Source organism: Thermaurantiacus sp. (assembly GCF_053487655.1).
The window spans coordinates 20,078-40,686 of sequence record NZ_JBRCLD010000082.1 but is presented as its reverse complement, the minus strand read 5'-3'; the positions used below and the strand labels follow the sequence as shown (position 1 = coordinate 40,686).

The window sequence follows — 20,609 nt, the reverse complement described above, 5'->3', positions numbered from 1 at the left end:
TCCTTGGCGAGGCGCATGGCCCGCGTGACCGCTGCGATATGGCCGGAGACGACGACCTGGCCGGGGGCATTGTCGTTGGCGGCGGCAAGCACTTCGCCCTGGGCGGCTTCGGCAGCGATGGCAGCAACATCCGCAAAGCCGAGGCCGAGGAGGGCGGCCATGGCGCCTTCGCCCTGGGGCACGGCCGCCTGCATGGCCTCGCCGCGCAGGCGCAGCAGGCGGGCTGTGGTGGCAAGCGGAAGCGCGCGGGCGGCGGCGAGTGCGGAATATTCGCCAAGACTGTGGCCGGCGACAGCGACGGCGACTTCTCCAAGGCGCAAGCCCGCCTCCTTCTCAAGGACGGCAAGAGCAGCAAGGCTTGCCGCCATGATGGCCGGCTGGGCATTGGCAGTGAGGGTGAGCTCCGCATCTGGCCCCTCGAACATGAGGCGGGAGAGATGTGCGCCGAGCGCCTCGTCCACTTCGCCGAACACTTCGCGGGCAGCGGCGCTTGCGTCTGCCAGTGCCTTGCCCATGCCGGCAGCCTGGCTGCCCTGGCCTGGAAAGATGAATGCTGTTGCCAATCCCCGCCTCTTCGTTGCGCTGATCCCGGCGCGCCGGCGCGGGTTCGGCGGCGACCTAGTCGCACAGGGCGCAGGACAGAAGCCCCTTTTTTGCCGGAAATCCGCCTTGGCCCAGCGCTTGCCCCCTTTTTTTGCCGGCGCGCTTTGGATATGCCTTTTTCCTTCCGTGGGGAGTGGCCTGCCGTCCACCCGGGGAACCGGGCATGTGCGGCATGTGCCCAAAGCCCTGGGTCCAACGGCGCCGGCCAAGGAGCGGGCAGGCGCGGGAGGTCGGGGCGGTGGTGGCAAATGCGGGCACGGTGCCCGGCAAGCGAGGGGTGGTGATGGCAGTGACTGGGGTTCAATCGAAGGGCAGAGCGGGCTGGCGGTCGCCGCGGGGGGCTGTTTTGGCCTTGGGCCTTCTCTTTGCGGGCGCGGCAGCGCCAGCGCTTGCGCAGGCTCTGCCGCCTGCCGTCGGCAGGCCGCTGCAGGCGGCCCAGAGCGCAGCGCGGGCCGGCAACACGGGCGCAGCGCAGAGCGCGATCGACCAGGCCCGGGCAGCTGCGAAGACTCCGGCCGAGCGGCGGGCAGTTTCCCAGATGGCGGCCTATGTCTACACAAGGTCAGGCAATTTCGGCCGGGCTGCAGCCGAGCTGGAGGCGATCGGTGCGCCGCCGTCGCAGCTGGCGCCGCTCTATTACCAGGCCCGCCAGTATGACAAAGCGATCGCTGCAGCGCAGAAATCGGGCCAGACCACGATTATTGCGCAATCCTATCTGCAGCAGAACAAGCCGGCAGAGGCAGCCAAGATCTACCAGCAGATGGTGGCCAGGAACCCGAACAACCTCGCGGCACTCCAGAACCTTGCCGGTGCCCAATTCGCAATGGGCGATCGCGCTGGCTATACCCAGACCATCCAGAAGCTGGTGCGGCTGGACCCGACTCCGGCGCGCTGGCGCTCGCTCCTTGCGGACATGAAGAACCAGCCGATGTCACGCGAGGCAAAGCTTGGCCTTTATCACTTGATGCTCGAGACGGGCTCCATCCGCAGCGCAGCCGAAGTCGAGGATTTTGCGAAGGTGGCGATCGTCTCCGGCCAAGCGGGCTATGCCGAGAAAGTGGTGCGCAGTGCTGTCGCTGGCGGGCTCGTCGAGCCTTCGAACAGCATGGCGCAGAAGATCGTCGATGCGGCCAGCAAGCGCTCGGCGGACGCGCTGCGCACGGCAACAGCGGACGCCAAGGACCCGGCCCGGGCGCTGGGTGCTGGCAATGCCTTCCTTGGCGCCAACCGGTATCCCGATGCGATCTCGGCCTACACGGTTGCCGAGAAGGGCCCGAACGCGGACTCGGCCAGGCTGTTCCGCGGCATTGCGACCCTGAAGGCGGGCAATCGCGCCGGTGCGCGCCAGATCTTCGAGCAAATGAAGACGGGGCCGATGGCAGACATTGCCGGGCTGTGGGCGCTCTATTCGGCAACCAGCGGCTGAGCGGAAAGGGCAACGAGGCTCAACTGGCGGCCATAGTCTGGCTCGCCAGCGCGCGTTGCGCGGCGGTAGCTGAAGAAGCGCGCCGCATCTGTGCAGGTGTCAAGGCCGAGGTCGATGATCTGGCCGACGTGCGCGCGGGCAAGCCGGGCGCGGCAATAGCCGGGCAGGTCGAAGTGGGGCCGGCCTTGCGGGCCATCGGCGAAAAAGGCAGCGCTGCTTTCGTCTTCGCGCTCGAAGCGGGCGCGGAACTCGGGGCCGACCTCATAGCTTGCCGCCGAAATGGTGGGGCCGATGACAGCGACAGTGTGTGATGGCCGGGCCCCCAAGCGGGCCATGGCGGCAAGTGTTGCTTCGAGCACGCCGGCAAGGGCGCCCCTCCAGCCGGCGTGGGCGGCGCCGATGACGCCGGCGGTGCTGTCAGAGAAGAGCACGGGTGCGCAATCGGCAGTCAGGATCCCGAGTGCCAGTCCAGGCTGGTCGGTCACCAGCGCGTCGGCATGGGGGCGGGCAGTATCGGGCCAGTCTCCAGCTTCGATGCAGCGTGCCGAATGGACCTGGTGCAAGGTGACAAGGCGAGCACCGGGTGCCACGGCTTCCAGCGCGCGGGCGCGGTTGGCGGCGACGGCCGAGCGCCGGTCTGCCGAGCCGAGACTGGTGTTGAGCCCGGCATGGAGCCCCCGGGAAGCCCCGCCAGTGCGGCCGAGGAAGCCGTGGGGCACGCCGAGCGCGGGGGCCTTGAGGCAGGTGAGGCGATCGGCGGGCCCGAGCGGGCGGGCGAGGATGCGGTCATCGTCGATGCGGCTTCCAACCTGGAACGGGTAGCCGCCGATCTCGCGGAAGCCAAAGCCTTCATAGAAGCGCCGGGCGCGGTGATTGTCGATGTAGACGGTGAGGCAGATGTCGTCGAAGCCGCGGGTGGAGGCCTCGTCGAGCGCCCAGGCGAGGAGTGCCTGGGCAAGGCCGCTGCCCTTCGCCTCCTCCTCGAGGTAGAGCTGGCGCAGCACGATCCAGCGCCGGCTGGTCGGCGGCAGGGGGAGCCTTTGCGGGCCAAGCAGGACATAGCCGAGGAGGCGGCCGTCTCTTGCTTCGCCGAGCATGGCAGCAAAACGCGGTTCGGCAAGCTCGGCAGCGAAGCGTTCGACCGGGCATGTCGCAAGGAAGGCGGCGAGATCCTCTGGCGGGTAGAGGTGGCCGAAAGTGGCCGAAAAGGCGCGGTGGAAAAGGTCAGCGACCCGGGAGGCGTCAGCGACGCGTGCGCGCCGCAGCGTGAAGATCACGCGGCCTTGCCCAGATGCTCGGCGCGGAAGCGGGTGCGCAGGCCGACCTTGTCGATCTTGCCAGAGCCGAGCTTGGGCAGCGGCTCGGAGGCAATCCACACGCGTGCCGGCACCTTGAAGGCGGCAAGCTCGCGCGCGACGAACTGGATAACGGCTTCGCCTTCGAGCGGCTCGCCGGGCTTGGGATAGACGACAGCGCCGACGATTTCGCCCAGCCGCTCATCGGGCAGGCCGAAGACGCTTGCCTCGGCGACGGCCGGGTGGCTGTAGATGGCGGCCTCGACTTCGACCGCCGAGATATTCTCGCCGCCGCGGATGATGATGTCCTTCTTGCGGTCAACGATGGTGAGATAGCCGTCTTCGTCGAACCGGCCGAGATCGCCGGTTCGGAACCAACCATCCTTGGTGAAGGCGGCATCCGTTGCAAGCGGCTTCATCCAGTAGCCGCGGACGTTGGCGACCGAGCGGATGCACACTTCGCCGACCTCGCCTGTCGGGAGCGGGCGCATCGCCTCATCGGCGATAATCATCTCGACGATCGGCTTCGACGGCCGCCCGGTGGAGGCGGGCTTGAGGCGGTAGTTGTCGCGGATATTGCCGGCGCCCACGCCATTGGTTTCGGTGAGCCCATAGCCAATGGCCGGGTTCTTGCCGGGAAAGGCTTTGGCAAGGCGTTCGACATGCTCAGGCGGGCGCGGCGCACCGCCGCCGGCGATATCAACGAGGCTTGAGAGATCATATTTGTCACGATCCGGATGCTGCATGAGCTCCAGGCTCATGGTGGGGACGCCGACGAAGTAGGTGCAGCGCTCGGCCTCAATGAGGCGCAGCGCCTCGCCTGCGTCCCAGCGGTGCATGATGATGAGCTTGCGGCCGATTGCGATCGAGACGAGGAGGACGGGGACGAGGCCGGTGATGTGGAACAGGGGGACATTCAAGAGCATGATTTGCTGCGGCGGAAGCTGCACGCCCTGCTGTGATGCAAGTTGCAGCATGGCGAGGCCCTGGACGAGGTAGGAGAGGGTGCCCGAGACAATGCCGCGGTGAGTCGAGACAGCGCCCTTGGGGGCGCCGGTCGAGCCGCTCGTATACATGATGGTCGCATCATCCTCGGGATGGATTTCAGACAGGAACCAGGGCGCGGGCGGCGAGTCGGCGAGCGCGTCATCAAGGGTTGTGGCGCCATGCTCGGCGGCAACGGCGTGGCTTGTGCGCACGGCAATCATGGGGAGGGAAAGGCCCGGAATTGCGGCAATGCGCCGGAGCCGCTCCTCATCGACCAGGGCGAGGCGGGCGCCGCTGTCGCGCAGGCCATAGGCAAGTTCATCTGACTGCCACCAGGCGTTCATGGGCACGACGACGGCACCCAGCATGATGGCGCCGAGGAAGAGCGTGATCCACTCGGGATAGTTGCGCATCGCAATCGCCACCCTGTCTCCTTTGGCGATGCCGTGCCGATGCTGGAGCATGGCGGCCATGCGGGTGGCCAGCGCGCTCACCTCGCCGAAGCGGAGGCGTTCACCCTGGTAGACGAGGAACTCCTTCTCGGCATGGGCGGGCATGAACATGGCAACGAGATCGCGCAGGTTGCCGGGCGCGTTGACGAAGCCGGGAAGCTCGAGGCCGCGCACCGTCACGGGGCCGACGGCGAGCGGCCCGCCGGGGGCCGTGATCGCCGCGATCGCCGCATCCTGGGCGAGATCGAGGGGGGTGAGCGCCATCCTGTGTCTCCCTAATAGCGCATGAGGCGGGCGATGCGGTCGCCATGGAAGGCGAAGTCGCCGAAGGTCTCGGCCGCCGCACGTGCGCGCTTCATGTAAAAGCCGATGTCGGCATCGTCGGTCATGCCGATGCCGCCATGCATCTGGATGCTCTCGTTGGTGGCAAGCTTTGCGACTTCGCCGACCTTGGCCTTGGCAAGGCTTGCGAACACCGGGGCGCGCGCGTCGGCCTCATCAAGCGCCCGCAGCGCCTTCAAGGTGACCGACTTGGCGAGCTCGATTTCGCAGAAGAGGTGGGCGGCGCGATGCTGGAGCGCCTGGAAGCTGCCGATGGGACGGCCGAACTGTTCGCGAGTCTTCAAATAGGCGAGGGTAAGCGCAAAGGCCCGGTCCGCGATGCCGAGCATTTCTGCGGCAAGGCAGGCGCGGCCGGCATCGAGTGCGGCTTCGAGAAGGGCGAGGCCCTCGCCGACGGTGCCGAGGACGTCAGCGCCATCAAGTTCGACACCTTCGAGCGTGACACGCGCCACATTGCGGCAATCGACCATGGAGCGGGGCTCGACTGTCACGCCTTTGGCTTTGGGGTCGACGAGGAAGAGTGTGATGCCGCTCTCCTCTCTCTCGCTGCCAGACGTGCGGGCAGCCACAATGAGACGGTCAGCGACCTGGCCGTCGAGGACGAAGGGTTTGACGCCCGAGAGGCGGAAGCCGTTGCCCGAGGGTTCGGCGCGCGTTGCGATATGGGCAGGCGTGTGGCGGGGCTTCTCATCCGCGGCGAGCGCCACGATCATCTGGGCTGCCGCCATCTTGGGGAGAAGGGCGGCCTTTTGCTCATCGCTTCCGCCTCGGGAGACGAGCGTGGCAGCAAGAATGCCCGTCGAAAAAAAGGGGGAGAGGGAGAGATTGCGGCCGATTGCCTCCTGGATAAGGCCGGCGGCGACCATGCCAAGACCGGCGCCCCCATGGGCTTGCGGAATGGCAACGCCAGCAAAGCCGAGCTCGGCCATCTTCGCCCACAGCTCGCGGTCAAAGCCGGTTGGGTCCTTGCTGTCGCGAAGGCGGCGCAGTTCCGAGACGGGGGCATGCTCGGCGAAGAAGCCTTCGGCGGAGTCGCGGATCATCCGCTCATCATCGGTCAGTGCGAGCGCCATCGCCTCCTCCCCCGGTTTTCAGGCCGCCGGCAGCTGCAGCAAGTTCTTGGCGATGATGTTCAATTGCACTTCGCTTGTGCCGCCTTCAATTGAATTGGCGCGGCTGCGGAGCCAGGCGCGGGCCAAGTCCCCTTCGCGGTCCTTTCCTTCCCAGAGCAGGCTTTCCGTCCCCTGGAGCGACATCATCAGCTCCATGCGGCGCTTGTTGAGCTCGGTGCCATAATATTTGAGCATGGAGGAAAGGGCGCCGACCCCCTGGCCTGCCTTTGCTTCGTCCTTGACCCGCTCCATGGTGAGCGCAAAGGCCCAGCTGTCGATTTCCTGGCGGATGACATCGGTGCGAAGCAGCGAATCGGGAAGTGTCCCGTCTTCGCTGAGGCCGAGCGCGCGCTTGGCAATCTGGGCCATGCCGTCGCGGCCTTCGGTAGCGCCTGAGTCCATCCCACCGATCATCTCGCGCTCGTGGGTCAAGAGATATTTGGCAATTTCCCAGCCGCGGCCACGCGCGCCGACCAGGTTTGCAGCCGGCACCCGGACATTGTCAAAGAAGGTCTGGCAGAAGGGCGAGGAGCCGGAAATGAGGCGGATGGGGGCCGTGGAAACACCGGGGCTTTCCATGTCGAAGAGAAGGAAGCTGATGCCAAGATGCTTGGGCGCGTCTGGCTCGGTGCGCACCAGGCAGAAGATCCAGTCGGCCTTGTCGGCGTAGCTGGTCCAGATCTTCTGGCCATTGACGATGAAATGGTCGCCATCGAGGACGGCGGAGGTGCGCAAGGAGGCGAGATCCGAGCCGGCGCCAGGTTCGGAATAGCCCTGGCACCAGCGGATCTCGCCGCGGGCGATCGGCGGCAGATGCGCCTGCTTCTGCGCTTCACTGCCGAACTTGAGGAGGGCAGGACCCAGCATCCAGATGCCGAAGGACGAGAGCGGGGGACGCGCGCGGATCCGGCGCATTTCCTGCTGCAGGACCTTGGCTTGGGCTTTCGCAAGGCCGCCGCCGCCATATTCGCGCGGCCATTCCGGCACGGTCCAGCCGCGTTCCGCCATCCGCTCCAGCCAAAGCTTCTGGGCGGGTGAGGAAAAGACGAAACGGCGGCCGCCCCAGCAGATGTCGCTGTCGGAGCGGACGGGTAGACGCATCTCCTCCGGGCAGTTGGCCGCAAGCCAGGCGCGCGTCTCGCTCCGGAATTCTGCAAGCTCGGCTGTTTCGTCCATGTCCCTCTCTCCGGCCCGGTTCGGCCCCATGGCGCTTTCGCGCGCACTTCCGTATTGCAGCGCCCATGCCGTTTTGGAAGCCTCCCGTCGAATGGACGCGCCTTGGGCTTGATCCGGTCGCTCTGTCCTTGGGGCCGTTCGACCTGCGCTGGTACAGCCTTGCCTATATCGCTGGGATCCTCCTCGGCTGGCGGCTGCTGGTGCGGATGATCCGGCTGCCAGGGAGCCCGGTGGAGCGGCGCCATGTGGACGATCTCGTCACCTGGTGCACCATCGGGGTAATTGCCGGCGGGCGGCTTGCCTATGTGCTGTTCTACGATCCTGCCACCTATCTCGCCAATCCCGTCAAGATCCTCGCCCTTTGGGAAGGGGGCATGGCCTTCCATGGTGGGCTTCTGGGCGTGATCCTCGCCATTGTGCTTTACTGCCGGGCGCAAGCGCTCAGCGTCTGGCGGGTGCTCGACTATGTGGCGGTGGTGACGCCCATCGGCCTCCTGCTTGGCCGGCTGGCCAATTTCGTGAACGGGGAGCTGTGGGGCCGGCCGACCGACGGCAGCTGGGGGCTCATTTTTCCTGGCGGCGGGCCCCAGCCGCGCCACCCGAGCCAGCTCTATGAGGCGGCGCTCGAAGGGGCAGTGCTGCTGGTGCTGCTCTCCTTCCTGTTCTGGCGCACCGATGCACGGTTGAAGCCCGGGCTGCTTGGCGGCCTGTTCGTGCTGCTCTATGGGCTGTTCCGCTTTCTGGTTGAGTTCTTCCGCGAGCCTGATGCGCAGCTTGGCACGCTTGCGACTGGGCTCACCATGGGCCAGACGCTCTCGGTGCCGATGATCCTCTTCGGGGTGTGGCATATTGCGCGGGTGCGCCATCGCCAGCCTGCCCTGCCGTGAGTTTCCGCGACGCGCTTGTGGCGCGGATCCGGGCCGAAGGGCCGTTGCCGCTTGCGCGTGTGATGGCACTCGCCAACGCCCATTATTATGCCCATTGCGAGCCGTTTGGGGCGGCAGGCGATTTCGTGACGGCGCCCGAAGTGAGCCAGATGTTCGGCGAGCTGGTGGGGGCCTGGTGTGCGGAGCTTTGGCAGCGCGCCGGGCGGCCGCGCGTCTATCTCGTCGAGCTGGGTCCGGGCCGGGGAACGCTCGCCCAGGACATGCTGCGGGCCTGTGCTGCGGCCGGCCTCGTGCCGCCGGTCCATTTCGTCGAGACCTCGGAACGGCTGCGGCGGCTGCAGCGCGAAGCGGTGCCGCGGGCGTGCTTCCATGCCGATCTCTCGACCCTGCCCGATGACGGGCCGCTCCTGGTCGTGGCCAACGAGTTTCTCGATTCGCTGCCCTTGACCCAGTTCGAGCGGACCGCGCTCGGCTGGGCGGTCCGGACGGTGGCCGAAGACGGCGGCGAGCCCGTGTTCCGGGCGGTCGAGCCGGTCAGGCTGGCGATGATCCCGGAAGCGCTGGTCGAGGCACCCGAGGGCGCGGTCTTCGAGCGCAACTTCGCTGCCGAGCAGGTGGCAGCGACGCTCGCGCGGCGGCTCTCGGCGCAGGGCGGGGCAGCGCTCGTCGTCGATTATGGCCATTCCGGGCCGGCGCTGGGTGACACGCTCCAGGCGCTCCTCGATGGCAGGCCGACGCCGCCGCTCGCCGCGCTGGGGGAAGGGGACTTGAGCGCCCATGTCGATTTTGCTGCGGTCGCAGCAGCGGCCGCGCGGGCAGCACCAGTCAAATCCTTCGGGCCGGTCGCTCAGGGCGCGTTCCTGCTGGCGCTCGGGCTTGGCGCCCGCGCCCAAGCGCTCAAGGCCGGCAAGCCCGCCCATGTGCGCGGCCGCATTGAAGCTGAGGCCGCACGCCTGGCTGGCGTCGGCGCGATGGGCGGGCTGTTCCGGGCGCTGGCGCTCGTTGCGCCGGGCTGGCCAGCGCCTGCCGGCTTTCCTAGCATGGCCACATGACCGACTCGCCCCTAGCGCTTCTGCGCGCCGAGCTTGCAGCACAAGGCCTTGATGGCTTCCTGGTGCCACTGACGGACGCCCATATGAGCGAATATGTGGCGGCCTATGCAAGGCGGCTGGAATGGCTGACGGGCTTTACCGGCTCGGCGGGCTCGGCCGTGGTGCTTCCTGGGAAGGCGGCCATCTTCGTCGATGGGCGCTACACGCTGCAGGTCAGGGACGAGGTGGACCCGGCCGACTTTGAAATCTGCGGCGTGCCGCAGACATCGCCAGGGGCCTGGCTTGCTGCCCATGCGAACGCGGGTGCGACCATCGGCTTCGACCCCTGGCTTCACAGCCGCCGCGAGCTCGACTTGATCCGCCGCGCCGCGCCGGGAGTGCGGCTGGTGGCGGTGGCAGCGAACCCGGTGGACCGGGCCTGGGCCGGGCAGCCGCCGCGGCCCAATGGGCCAGCGCTGGTGCACGATCTCGCCTTTGCTGGCGAAACGCACGCAGACAAGCGCGCCCGGATCGGGGCTGCGATTGCCGCAGCAGGTGCGGAGCTTGGTGTCATTGCAGCGCTTGATTCGATCGCCTGGGCGTTCAACCTGCGCGGCACGGATGTTAACCGAACCCCGGTTGTGGAAGCGTTTGCGCTGGTTGCAGCAGATGGGGCGGCGACCCTCTTCATCGCGCCGGAGAAGGTGACGCCAGAAGTGCGCGCCCATCTGGGCGAAGGGGTGCAAATCCGCGCTTACGCCGAGTTCGCCGCAGCGCTGGCAGAGCTCGGCGGCAGGCGGGTGCTGGTTGATCCGGCCGGCTCCGTCACTGCCATTTCCGATGCGCTGGAAGCCGCAGGGGCCACGCTTGTGCTTGCGCGGGATCCGACGGTGCTGCTGAAGGCCCAGAAGAACCCGGTGGAAGTGGCGGGAACACGCGCTGCCCATGTGCGCGATGGCCTAGCGGTTTCGCGCTTTCTCGCCTGGCTCGACCGCGAGGCGCCGGGCGGCGGGCTGGATGAGCTTGCCGCCCAAGCGAAGCTCGAGGCCTTCCGGCGGGAGTCGAACCTGTTTCGGGATCTTTCCTTCGACACGATTTCGGCCTTCGGGCCCAATGGGGCTTTCCCGCACTATCGCTCCTCTGCGGCCACCAACCGCAAGCTCGCAGGCGACAGCCTCTATCTCGTCGACTCCGGCGCCCAATATCCCGACGGCACGACGGACATCACCCGCACGGTCGCCATCGGCACGCCCACGCCCGAAATGCGGGACCATTTCACGCGCGTGCTCAAGGGCCATATTGCGCTTGCTGAGGCGCGCTTTCCGCGAGGTACGCGGGGCGGCCAGCTCGACATCCTCGCCCGCCAGCATCTGTGGGCCGTGGGCCTCGACTATGCCCATGGAACCGGCCATGGGGTGGGGAGCTATCTTTCGGTGCATGAGGGTCCGCAGCGGATCGCGGCCTCGGCAGCGGCGGCGGGGATCGATGAGCCCCTGCTGCCCGGCATGATCCTCTCGAACGAGCCCGGCTTCTACAGGCTTGGAAGCTATGGCATCCGGATCGAGAACCTGGTGCTCGTGGTTGAGGATGCGCGGCCTGGCGACATCGAGCCGATGCTCGCCTTCGAGACGCTGACGCTGGCGCCCATCGACCTCCGCCTGGTTGCACCAGCGCTGATGACGCCAGCGGAGATCGCCTGGCTCGATAGCTACCATGCCCGGGTGCGCGAGGCGCTGCTGCCCCAGCTTGCCGGTGCTGAGGCCCGCTGGCTGGAGGCTGCGACACAGCCGCTCGAACGCGCGCTTGCAGCTGCGGCCTGAGCAAGGGGGATCTCTGGCGGGTTTTCCTGAAGCTTGACTTGCCGCCTGGGGGGCCGAAGGCCAGCTGCCGAGATGGAATTTGCTGCTGGGGAGCAAAGCGGGGCAGCGCAAGGCCATATCAGCGCCTTTCCATCGACGTCTGGCGGTGCCCGACGGCGTGGGCCTCGTCCCGGATGTGCGACCCGGGGCCTGCACGTGCCTGCGGCGCTGTGAGGCTCGCGGCTGCGCTGCCGATCCTGGAGTGGGGGCGGCACTATGACCGCAAGATGCTCGCAAGCGACGTGGTCGCAGCGCTGGTTGTTACCATCATGCTGGTGCCGCAAAGCCTTGCTTATGCGCTGCTCGCCGGGCTTCCCGCCGAAGTCGGGCTCTATGCCTCGATCGCGCCGCTCCTTCTTTATGCCCTGTTCGGCACCAGCCGGACACTTGCCGTGGGGCCAGTGGCCGTCATTGCGCTGATGACGGCAACGGCGGCCGGAAGCGTTGCAGCCGAGGGCAGTGCCGAATATCTTGAGGCGGCGCTGGCGCTTGCGCTGCTCTCAGGCCTGATCCTGCTCGCCATGGGCGTGCTGCGGCTTGGCTTTCTTGCCAACCTTCTCTCGCACCCCGTCATCTCCGGCTTTATCACTGCTTCCGGAATTCTGATTGCAACGAGCCAGCTCCGGCACCTGTTCGGCGTTGCCGGTGGCGGTGACACGCTTCCGGAAATGCTGACGGCGCTGCTGCCGGCGCTCTCTCAAACCCACGTGCCCACACTCGTTGTCGGACTGGCTTCGCTCCTGTTTCTGGTGTGGGCGCGGCAGGGGCTGAAGCCGCTCCTGGAGCGGCTTGGGCTTGCGCCCCGGGCTGCTGAGCTTGCCGCGCGCGGCGGGCCTGCACTTGCTGTCATCGGCGCCATTGCTGCCGTGGCCGGACTTGGGCTCGATGCAAAAGGGGTGGCCGTGGTGGGCACCATTCCCGCTGGCCTTCCGCCGCTCGGCCTGCCGGAGCCCGATCCTGACCTATGGGGGCGGCTTGCTGTTCCGGCCTTCCTCATTGCGCTTGTGGGCTTTGTCGAATCGGTTTCGGTTGCGCAGACGCTGGCAGCGCGGCGCCGGCAGAGGATTGTGCCCGACCAGGAGCTCATCGGGCTTGGTGCTGCAAATGTGGCAGCAGCGGCAACCGGCGGGATGCCCGTGACTGGCGGGTTCGCGCGCTCGGTCGTCAATTTCGATGCCGGGGCCGAGACTCCGGCGGCGGGCGCGTTCACTGCCGTTGGCATATTCCTGGCCGCCCTGTTTCTGGCGCCATTGCTGGCGCTGCTGCCAGTTGCGACGCTTTCGGCGACCATCATCGTCGCCGTGCTTGCCATCATCGATGTCAACGCGCCACTTCGCATCTTTCGCTATTCTCGGCGCGACTTCGCTGCCATGGCGATTACGATTCTGGTCACTCTGCTCGCGGGTGTTGAGCCAGGAATCGTGGCTGGCGTGGCCGCGAGCCTCCTCCTGCACTTGTGGCGGAGTGCAACGCCGCATGCAGCGATCGTCGGCCGAGTGCCGGGGACGGAGCATTTCCGCAACGTCCAAAGGCATGAGGTCATCACTTTTCCGCACCTGCTGACGGTGCGGGTGGACGAGAGCCTCACCTACCTGAACGCCCGCTGGCTCGAGGAATTCCTGCTTGCGGAAGTGGCGGCGCGGCCGGCGCTCTGCCACGTGGTCCTCATGTGTTCGGCGGTGAACGCGATCGATGCCTCGGCACTGGAGAGCCTCGAGGCGATCAACCACCGGTTGGCCGACGCCGGCATCCGGCTGCATCTTTCCGAAGTGAAGGGGCCAGTGATGGACCGGCTGCAGAAGTCGCACTTCCTCGACGACCTCTCAGGCCGGGTGTTCCTGTCCCAGCATGACGCCTTCTTAACGCTTGCGGCCGATCCGGACGGGATGGCGCCACCGCTCCCTGACCCCTGGGGGCCGCGCGGTCTCATCTGAAGGCGGGGGCTCGGCCGCGACTCGGCCCCTGGCGGGCTTGCCCTGCGTGCCTGTGACCGGAACCGGCGCCGGGCCAGGGGGAAAGGCGACGGGAGGCCGGCCGAACCCTCGCCGACAAGGGGATGACAAGGGGTGTGCGGGCCGGAGTGTCACCCCAAGTCCTACTCGTCGCCGACCAGGAAGGCAGGGAGCGGTGCCTTGCTGCCATCGTCCTCGCCTGCCCGCCCGGCGCGTGGCCCGCGGTCACGGCGGAGGCTGCGGCTGCTGCCCAGCTCCTCGCGGCGCTGGCCCTTGCTTGTGTTGCGGTCCCGGCTGTTGCGCTCGCGCCGCTCGCCCTGGGGTTCGCGCGGTGAGCGCGTGTCGGGGAGCTCCTCGCCAGTCTCCTGGTCGACGACCCGCATTGAGAGCTTGACCTTGCCGCGCTCGTCGATGCCGATGACCTTGACCTTCACGACCTGGCCTTCGGAAAGCACGTCGGAGACTTTGGCCACGCGCTCGTTGCGGATTTCCGAGATGTGGACAAGCCCGTCACGAGTGCCGAGGAAGTTCACGAAGGCGCCGAAATCGGGCATGCCGACCACCTTGCCAGTATAGATCTTGCCTACTTCCGGCTCGGCGGTGATGCCGAGGATCCAGTCCTTTGCAGCCCTGATTTTCTCAAGGTCGGGACTTGCAATGCGGACGGTGCCGTCGTCCTCGATGTCGACCTTGGCGCCCGTGGTTGCGACAATTTCACGGATGACCTTGCCGCCAGTGCCGATGACTTCGCGAATCTTGTCTTTGGGGATGGTGAGCGTTTCGATACGCGGAGCGTGGGCCGACATTTCGGTGCGGGCGCCAGTGATGACCTTTGCCATCTCGGCAAGGATGTGGGCGCGGCCTTCCTTCGCCTGGGCGAGCGCTTGCGCCATGATCTCCTCGGTGATGCCGGCGATCTTGATGTCCATCTGGAGCGAAGTCACGCCCGCGCTGGTGCCAGCCACCTTGAAGTCCATGTCCCCCAGATGATCCTCATCGCCGAGGATGTCGGAAATGACGGCAAACTCGCCCCCCTCGAGGATGAGGCCCATGGCGATTCCGGCAACCGGACGGGGCAGGGGCACGCCTGCATCCATGAGGGCAAGGGAGGCGCCGCACACGGTGGCCATGGAGGAGGAGCCATTGCTCTCGGTAATGTCGGAGACGACCCGGATGGTATAGGGGAATTCCTCTTTCGAAGGCAGCAGCGGGTGGATTGCCCGCCAGGCAAGCTTGCCATGGCCGATCTCGCGCCGGCCTGGAGGGCCGAACCGCCCCACCTCGCCCACCGAATAGGGCGGGAAATTATAGTGGAGCATGAAGCGCTCGTAGCGCAGGCCATCGAGGCCATCGATCATTTGTTCCGAGTCCGCGGTCCCGAGGGTGGTGGTGACAATGGCCTGGGTTTCGCCGCGGGTGAAAAGGGCCGAGCCATGGGCCCGCGGCAGGAAGCCGACGATGCAGTCGATCGGGCGGACGGTCCTCGTGTCGCGACCGTCGATGCGGCGGCCTTCCCTGAGGATGGCAGTGCGCACAATCTCGGCCTCGAGGCTTTTTACAAGCTTCATGGCCTTCATCTGCCTGGCCGGCTCGGTATCGGCGAAGAGGCTGCGCGCCTTCTCGCGCGCCTTCTCAAGTGCGGTGTGGCGGTCCTGCTTGCCCGTGAGGCGATAGGCGGCAGCGATGTCGGCTCCGACTGCATCCCGGAGCGCTGCCAGGATGGTAGCGGCGCTGTCGTCGGCCGGCAGCTCCCAAGGGTCGCGTGCGGCCTGCTCGGCAAGCGCGATGATGAGGCCGATGACGGGCTGGATGGCGCGATGGGCAAACATGACGGCGCCGAGCATTTCCTCCTCGGACAGCTCCTTCGCTTCGGACTCAACCATCATGACGGCAGGCGCCGTGCCAGCGACGACAAGGTCGAGACGGCCTTCGGCGAGTTCCGCCTTGGAGGGATTCAGCTGATACTGGCCGTCGCGGAAGCCGACCCTGGCAGCCCCGATCGGGCCCATGAAGGGCACGCCTGAAAGCGTGAGCGCAGCCGAGGCCGCGATCATTGCGACGATATCGGCCTCGTTTTCGCCATCATAGGAGAGGACCTGGGCGATGACATTCACTTCGTTGGTGAAGCCCTCCGGAAAGAGGGGGCGGATCGGGCGATCGATGAGGCGGGAGGTGAGCGTCTCATGTTCGGTTGCGCCGCGCTCGCGCTTGAAAAAGCCACCCGGGATCCGGCCGGCGGCGGAGAATTTCTCCTGGTAGTGGACTGTGAGTGGGAAGAAGTCCTGGCCTTCCTTGACTGTGCGTGCGGCGGTCACCGCGCACAGCACGACGGTCTCCCCATAGGTTGCCAGGACTGCGCCATCGGCCTGGCGGGCGATGCGGCCAGTCTCGAGGGTGAGCGTGCGCCCGCCCCATTCGATCGATTTCCGGACAGTGTTGAACATCTGCTCTCTCTTCCGCCCCCGACCGGATTGCCGAGAGCCTTTCAATGACATGCAGCCGGATGCCGCTCGCGGTGGACCCGGCATGCGAAAACGGCCTCCCGCGAGGGGAGGCCGCAGCCGGGCTATTTGCGCAAGCCCAGCTTGGCGATGAGCGCCTGGTAGCGCTCGGTGTCGGTCCGCTTCAGATAATCGAGCAATGACCGGCGCTTGTTGACGAGCATCAAGAGGCCGCGCCGGGAGTGGTTGTCTTTGGCGTGGACCTTGAAATGCTCGGTCAAGTTGTTGATCCGCTCGGTCAGGATGGCGACCTGGACTTCCGGGCTGCCCGTATCATTGCTGCCCCGGGCGTTGTCTGCGATGAGCGCTTGCTTGCGCTCGGCGGTGATCGACATCGTGTCTCTCCTCCAAGTTCAGTCCCCGGACGACACGGATGTCGCCTTGCGAAACCTCGACCAGTGCGACCGGAACAGACCCGAGCGTCGCAAGATGGAGGCCGGGTTTCGCTTCGGGGCCCGCAATGCGCCGCCCAGCTTGCAAATGGGCTGCGTCTGCGGGAGTGACCGCAAGGACCGGGATGCCGTCCAGTCCAGCGGCAAGCGGCAACAGGGCCTGTTCAACATGTGCCTCCTGCACGAGTCGGAGCGCCTTGTCCAGTGGGAGGGCCTGCTCCTCACGGAAAGGGCCAGCAGCGGTGCGCCGCAGCATCGAAACATGGCCGACGGTGCCAAGTGCTGCTGCGATGTCGCGCGCGAGGCTGCGCACATAGGTCCCCTTGGAGCAGCGGACCTCAAGGGTTGCACTTTCGCCATCGGCTGCAACGAGGGCGAGGCGTTCAATGACGATGTCGCGCTCGGGCAAGACCACCGCCTCACCAGCGCGGGCGCGGGCGTAGGCGCGCCGGCCCTCCACCCGGATGGCGGAGAAGGCAGGCGGGCGCTGGCGAATGCTGCCTGTAAACTGCGGCAGGATGGCAGCAATGGCGGAAGCCTGCGGGCGCAACGGGCGTGTTGCGACCACAGGGCCTTCGGCATCGTCAGTGGCGGTTGCCGTGCCGAAGCGGATGGTGAAGCGGTAGGACTTCGAGCTGTGCAAGAGATGGCCGGCGAGCTTGGTGGCCTCGCCGATGGCAACCGGAAGCACGCCCGTGGCGAGCGGGTCGAGCGTGCCGCCATGGCCCAACTTGGTCTTGCCGTGGCCGCCGGCACGAAGGGCATGCTTGAGCTTGCCAATGATGTTGGCGCTGGTTGCGCCGACGGGCTTGTCAATGACAAGCCAGCCGTGGAGCCTGCTCACCGCCTCGCTGGTACCAGCTGCAGTTCAAGCGCAGGGGCCGCCGGGCCTTCGGCAAGCACGCGGTTCCGCGTGTCAGTGATGTAGCCCAAGCTCCCATCGGGGAATTCGAGGCGGGCCGAGACAGCGTAGATGCGGCCGGGGGTGATGCGCGCTGGATCAAAGCGCAGGAGGAAGTGGAGCGGCACCTGGTTGCCAGCCGTGGTGATCGTTGAAGAGGCGATCTCTTCGGCTGCAGCGTCCATCCGGGAGACGTCGGCAAGGAGCACGCGGGCGCGGCTGCCCGGGGGAAGCGCCAGGCGATCGCGCTTGTCGATCGACCCCCAGAGGATGCCAGGCGTGGGCGCTTGCGGCCGGCGGGGACACATCATCGTGGCAGAACTGCCGCCCCGGATGGTCAGCTGCTCGGGGGTGACGGTCAGGGTGAGCTCGCCAGCGACATAGGTGCCAGCGGTACCCGCCGCCTTGAAGGCGGTGGTCTCGAGCGCGCCATTCTCGACCTCGAGGGTGCCGGCCGCGGGGTTTTCGCGCACTTCAACGAGCCGACCGTTGGGGCAGATATAGGCGGGAAGGGAAGGCATGACGACAACCTCGCTTGGTGGCTGAGCAATGGTGGCAGGAGGCGGCGCCTCCTTCGCGCAGGCGGCCAGGAGCGCAGCGGCGCCAAGGGCGATCCGAAATGAAGTCAATGCGCGTCTCCCCAAGTCTGGCCCCGGCCGACTTCAACGCCCAGGGGCACATCAAGGTCAAGCGCGGGCCGGTGTGCTTGCTCCATGACGGCGACAATGATGTCAACTGCCCGATCCGCCTCGGCTTCCGGGCTTTCGAACAGGAGCTCGTCATGGACCTGGAGGAGCATGCGGGTGCCAGCAAGGCCGGCGGACGCAAGCGCTGGCCCAACGCGGATCATGGCGCGCTTGATGATGTCGGCCGCAGTGCCCTGGATGGGGGCGTTGATGGCGGCGCGCTCGGCATTGCCGCGCTCGGCCTGGTTTTTTGCGCGGATGGCCGGCAGATGGATGCGGCGGCCGAACAGGGTCGTCACAAAGCCGTCGGCGCGCGCCTGCTCCCGGGTTTCGGCCATGTAGCGCTGGATACCGGGGAAGCGTGCGAAATAGCGGTCAATGAACGCCTGCGCTTCCTCGCGCGGGATGCCCATGCGCTGGGCAAGGCCGAACGCGGAGACGCCGTAGATGATCGAGAAGTTGATGGTCTTCGCACGTGCGCGCGCCTCGCGCGGGACAGGCTCGCCCTCCGGGATGCCGAAGACCTGGCGGGCGGTCAGCGCATGGATGTCCGCACCTTCGCTGTAGGCGGCCTTCAATTCGGGCACGTTTGCAACATGGGCCATGAGACGCAGCTCGATCTGGTTATAGTCGGCAGAAAGCAGCACATGGCCGGGTGGAGCGATGAAGGCCTTGCGGATGCGCCGGCCAGCTTCGGTGCGGACCGGGATGTTCTGCAAATTGGGGTCGGTTGAGGCCAGGCGCCCAGTCGAGGTGCCAGCAAGCGAGAAGCTGGTGTGGACTCGGCCAGTCTTCGCGTTGATGCAGGCCTGGAGCGCTTCGGTGTAGGTCGAGCGCAGCTTCTGGACTTCGCGCCAGTCGAGGATCTTGCGGGCGATCTCAGCGCCCTCGCCATGGGCAAGGCGCTCGAGTTCGGTGACATCGGTCGACCACTGGCCGGACTTCCCCTTCCGGCCACCGGGCAGGCCGAGCTTTTCGAACAGGATCGCGCCGATCTGCTTGGGGCTGCCGAGCGTGAAGGGCTCGCCAGCAAGGGCATGGACTTCGCCTTCGAGTCGCTCCATTTCACGTGCGAATTCGGCGGACAATTGCTTGAGCTCAGCTGCATCGACAAGGATGCCAGCGCGCTCCATGGCCGCCACCACAGGAACGAGCGGCCGGTCGCACCATTCATAGGCGCGCGTGACCCGCTCCCGCCAGAGCCGGGGTTTGAGCCTCTGCCACAGCCGCAGCGTGACATCGGCATCTTCGGCAGCATAGGCCGTGGCGCGATCGAGGGGAACGTCGGCGAAGCTGCCCTTGCCAGCGACTTCGCGGAAGCCAAGCGGGAGGTGGCCGAAATGGCGCTCTGAAAGCTCGTCCATGCCATGGCCGTGGAGCCCGCCCGCGAGCGCGTAGGAGAGGAGCATGCTGTCATCGAATGGCGAAATCGCGATGCCGTGGGCGGCCATCACCACCATGTCGTACTTGAGATTGTGGCCGACCTTGAGGACGGCGGGATCTTCAAGGAGCGGCTTGAGAAGGGCAAGTGCTTCCGGCTTGTCGAGCTGGACTGGGCGCTCGGCATAGAGGCCTTCGCCAGAGCGGTGGCCAAGCGGCACATAGCAGGCCCGCCCGGGTGCCGTTGCAAGGCTGAAGCCGACGAGCTCGGCGGCAACCGCATCAAGGCTCGTTGTCTCGGTATCGAAGGCAACGACGCCGGCAGCGCGCGCCTCGGCGATCCAGGCTTCGAGCTGTGCCCGCGTGGTCACGGTTTCGTAGGCGGAGGTGTCGAAGGCCGGCTGGCCGGGCCGGGCCTCCGCCTCGGTGGCGCGCGCGGCTTCGCGGGCCGCGGCCTGGCCGTCGGCAGACAGGCGGGCGGTCAGCGAACGGAAGCCATGGGCCGTGAAGAAGCTCGCGGCGCGGGCCTCGTCGAGGCGGTCGGGGAGTTTGAGGGCTTCGAGCCCGGGGTCCAGCGGCAGGTCGCAACGCAGCGCGACGAGCTGGCGGGAGAGGCGGGCGGCCTCGGCATGGGTTTGGAGCGCCTCGCGCAGCTTCGGCCGCTTCACCTCGTCCAGCCGGGCGAGCAGGCTCTCGACATCGCCGAACTGCTGGACGAGCTCGGCGGCGGTCTTGGGGCCGACCGAGGGCACGCCGGGAATATTGTCGACACTGTCCCCCATGAGCGCGAGGACATCAGCAAGCCGGGCTGGCGAAACACCCCATTTCTCTTCGACTGCGGCTGCATCGAAACATCGGTTGTGCATGGTGTCGCGGAGCGTGAGGCCGGGGCGGACCAGCTGCATCAAGTCCTTGTCGGAGGAGATGATGGTGACACGCCAGCCGCGCGCGAGCGCCGCCTCAGCGTAGGATGCAATGAGGTCGTCGGCCTCATAGTCGGGACGCTCGATGCAAGGGACCCCAAGCGCTGCAACGGCTGCGCGGACGAGCGGGAACTGGGGGACGAGATCTTCGGGCGGATCGGGCCGGTTGGCCTTGTAGAGGGGATAGAGGTCGTTGCGGAAACTGCGCTTGGCAGCATCAAGGACGACAGCGAGATAATCCTCCTCCGGGCTGCGGCGCGCTTCCTCGATGAGCTGCCAGAGCATGGCGGTGAAACCGAAGACGGCGCCGACGGGCGTGCCATGGGGGTCGGTCAGCGGCGGCAAGCGGTGGTAGGCGCGAAAGATGAAGCCCGAGCCATCGATGAGCGTCAAGTGCGGGGGCCGTGCCATTGCCCCTGCCCTAGCCGGGTTCGGCCCGGGGGGGAACCGGCCCTCTGAAACCAACCTGAAATATGGTTAAGCGCCTGTCAGACGAACCGTTCTGGTAACGGGATGGAGCGGTGTTGACCCTCCGCGGGGCTTGGTCGAATTGGTCCTGGCCGCTCGGACGACTGCAGGACAAGCAGCGCAGGGTTGGTGGGAGGTGAGCGCCAGCTGGCGGGGACTGGCTCTGGAATGCGTGTGTTCTGGAGCCTTCCGCTGCGCGTCCCCTTCCTTTTCGAACGCCAGAATGGGTCGCCCGG

General features: G+C 66.8%; 15 protein-coding genes. 5 read left to right on the top strand and 10 right to left on the bottom strand.

Annotation, left to right across the window (positions count from 1 at the left end; all coding sequences use genetic code 11):
* The coding region (locus ACWIQA_RS08420; protein WP_448582625.1) for an ACP S-malonyltransferase at positions 1-515 on the bottom strand (515 nt) is incomplete at its 3' end.
* A gap of 440 nt (positions 516-955) precedes the next feature.
* On the opposite strand from ACWIQA_RS08420, the gene ACWIQA_RS08415 reads away from it, so the two are divergent.
* Complete coding sequence (locus tag ACWIQA_RS08415) at positions 956-2,029, top strand: tetratricopeptide repeat protein (RefSeq protein WP_448582624.1); 1,074 nt, start codon at positions 956-958, stop codon at positions 2,027-2,029.
* Here the strand turns inward: ACWIQA_RS08415 and pgeF are convergent.
* From pgeF to ACWIQA_RS08395, 4 genes are read right to left on the bottom strand one after another with little or no spacing between them, the layout of a single operon-like run.
* Positions 2,008-3,306: a peptidoglycan editing factor PgeF gene (gene pgeF / locus ACWIQA_RS08410; protein ID WP_448582623.1), complete on the bottom strand. Its 1,299-nt coding sequence runs from the start codon at positions 3,304-3,306 to the stop codon at positions 2,008-2,010. The two genes, ACWIQA_RS08415 and pgeF, sit on opposite strands and share 22 nt — an antisense overlap.
* Complete coding sequence (locus ACWIQA_RS08405) at positions 3,303-5,027, bottom strand: class I adenylate-forming enzyme family protein (RefSeq protein ID WP_448582622.1); 1,725 nt, start codon at positions 5,025-5,027, stop codon at positions 3,303-3,305. The genes pgeF and ACWIQA_RS08405 overlap by 4 nt, the downstream gene beginning before the upstream one ends.
* An 11-nt stretch (positions 5,028-5,038) precedes the next feature.
* Positions 5,039-6,178, bottom strand: coding sequence for an acyl-CoA dehydrogenase family protein (locus ACWIQA_RS08400; protein ID WP_448582621.1), 1,140 nt, complete (start codon positions 6,176-6,178; stop codon positions 5,039-5,041).
* Between the two features lie 18 nt (positions 6,179-6,196).
* Complete coding sequence (locus ACWIQA_RS08395) at positions 6,197-7,393, bottom strand: acyl-CoA dehydrogenase family protein (protein ID WP_448582620.1); 1,197 nt, start codon at positions 7,391-7,393, stop codon at positions 6,197-6,199.
* A 65-nt stretch (positions 7,394-7,458) separates the two neighbouring features.
* On the opposite strand from ACWIQA_RS08395, the gene lgt reads away from it, so the two are divergent.
* The 4 genes from lgt to ACWIQA_RS08375 all read left to right on the top strand — a co-directional run bounded on the left by lgt (position 7,459) and on the right by ACWIQA_RS08375 (position 13,104).
* Positions 7,459-8,280 (top strand): prolipoprotein diacylglyceryl transferase, encoded by an 822-nt coding sequence (gene lgt, locus ACWIQA_RS08390; RefSeq protein ID WP_448582619.1) that lies wholly within the window; start codon positions 7,459-7,461, stop codon positions 8,278-8,280.
* On the top strand, positions 8,277-9,332 hold the full coding sequence (locus ACWIQA_RS08385) for a class I SAM-dependent methyltransferase (protein ID WP_448582618.1): 1,056 nt from the start codon (positions 8,277-8,279) through the stop codon (positions 9,330-9,332). The genes lgt and ACWIQA_RS08385 overlap by 4 nt, the downstream gene beginning before the upstream one ends.
* Positions 9,329-11,131 (top strand): aminopeptidase P family protein, encoded by a 1,803-nt coding sequence (locus ACWIQA_RS08380; protein ID WP_448582617.1) that lies wholly within the window; start codon positions 9,329-9,331, stop codon positions 11,129-11,131. The genes ACWIQA_RS08385 and ACWIQA_RS08380 overlap by 4 nt, the downstream gene beginning before the upstream one ends.
* Before the next feature lie 209 nt (positions 11,132-11,340).
* Positions 11,341-13,104 carry a SulP family inorganic anion transporter gene (locus ACWIQA_RS08375; protein WP_448582616.1) on the top strand — a complete coding sequence of 588 codons (1,764 nt, stop codon included), beginning with the start codon at positions 11,341-11,343 and terminating at the stop codon, positions 13,102-13,104.
* Positions 13,105-13,265: 161 nt separating this feature from the next.
* On the opposite strand, the gene pnp is transcribed toward ACWIQA_RS08375, so the two are convergent.
* The 5 genes from pnp to polA all read right to left on the bottom strand — a co-directional run bounded on the left by pnp (position 13,266) and on the right by polA (position 20,316).
* A complete protein-coding gene (gene pnp / locus ACWIQA_RS08370; RefSeq protein ID WP_448582615.1) occupies positions 13,266-15,566 on the bottom strand; it encodes a polyribonucleotide nucleotidyltransferase in 2,301 nt (766 codons plus the stop codon).
* A gap of 122 nt (positions 15,567-15,688) precedes the next feature.
* The gene (gene rpsO, locus ACWIQA_RS08365) at positions 15,689-15,958 is read right to left on the bottom strand and encodes a 30S ribosomal protein S15 (RefSeq protein ID WP_448582614.1); all 270 of its coding nucleotides are present in this window, start codon (positions 15,956-15,958) and stop codon (positions 15,689-15,691) included.
* The gene (truB, locus tag ACWIQA_RS08360; RefSeq protein WP_448582613.1) at positions 15,897-16,859 is read right to left on the bottom strand and encodes a tRNA pseudouridine(55) synthase TruB; all 963 of its coding nucleotides are present in this window, start codon (positions 16,857-16,859) and stop codon (positions 15,897-15,899) included. The genes rpsO and truB overlap by 62 nt, the downstream gene beginning before the upstream one ends.
* Entirely contained in the window at positions 16,856-17,437 is a 582-nt protein-coding gene (locus ACWIQA_RS08355) for a YbaY family lipoprotein (protein ID WP_448582612.1), read from the bottom strand. The genes truB and ACWIQA_RS08355 overlap by 4 nt, the downstream gene beginning before the upstream one ends.
* A 104-nt stretch (positions 17,438-17,541) precedes the next feature.
* Positions 17,542-20,316 carry a DNA polymerase I gene (gene polA, locus ACWIQA_RS08350; RefSeq protein WP_448582611.1) on the bottom strand — a complete coding sequence of 925 codons (2,775 nt, stop codon included), beginning with the start codon at positions 20,314-20,316 and terminating at the stop codon, positions 17,542-17,544.
* Positions 20,317-20,609 lie beyond the last annotated feature (293 nt).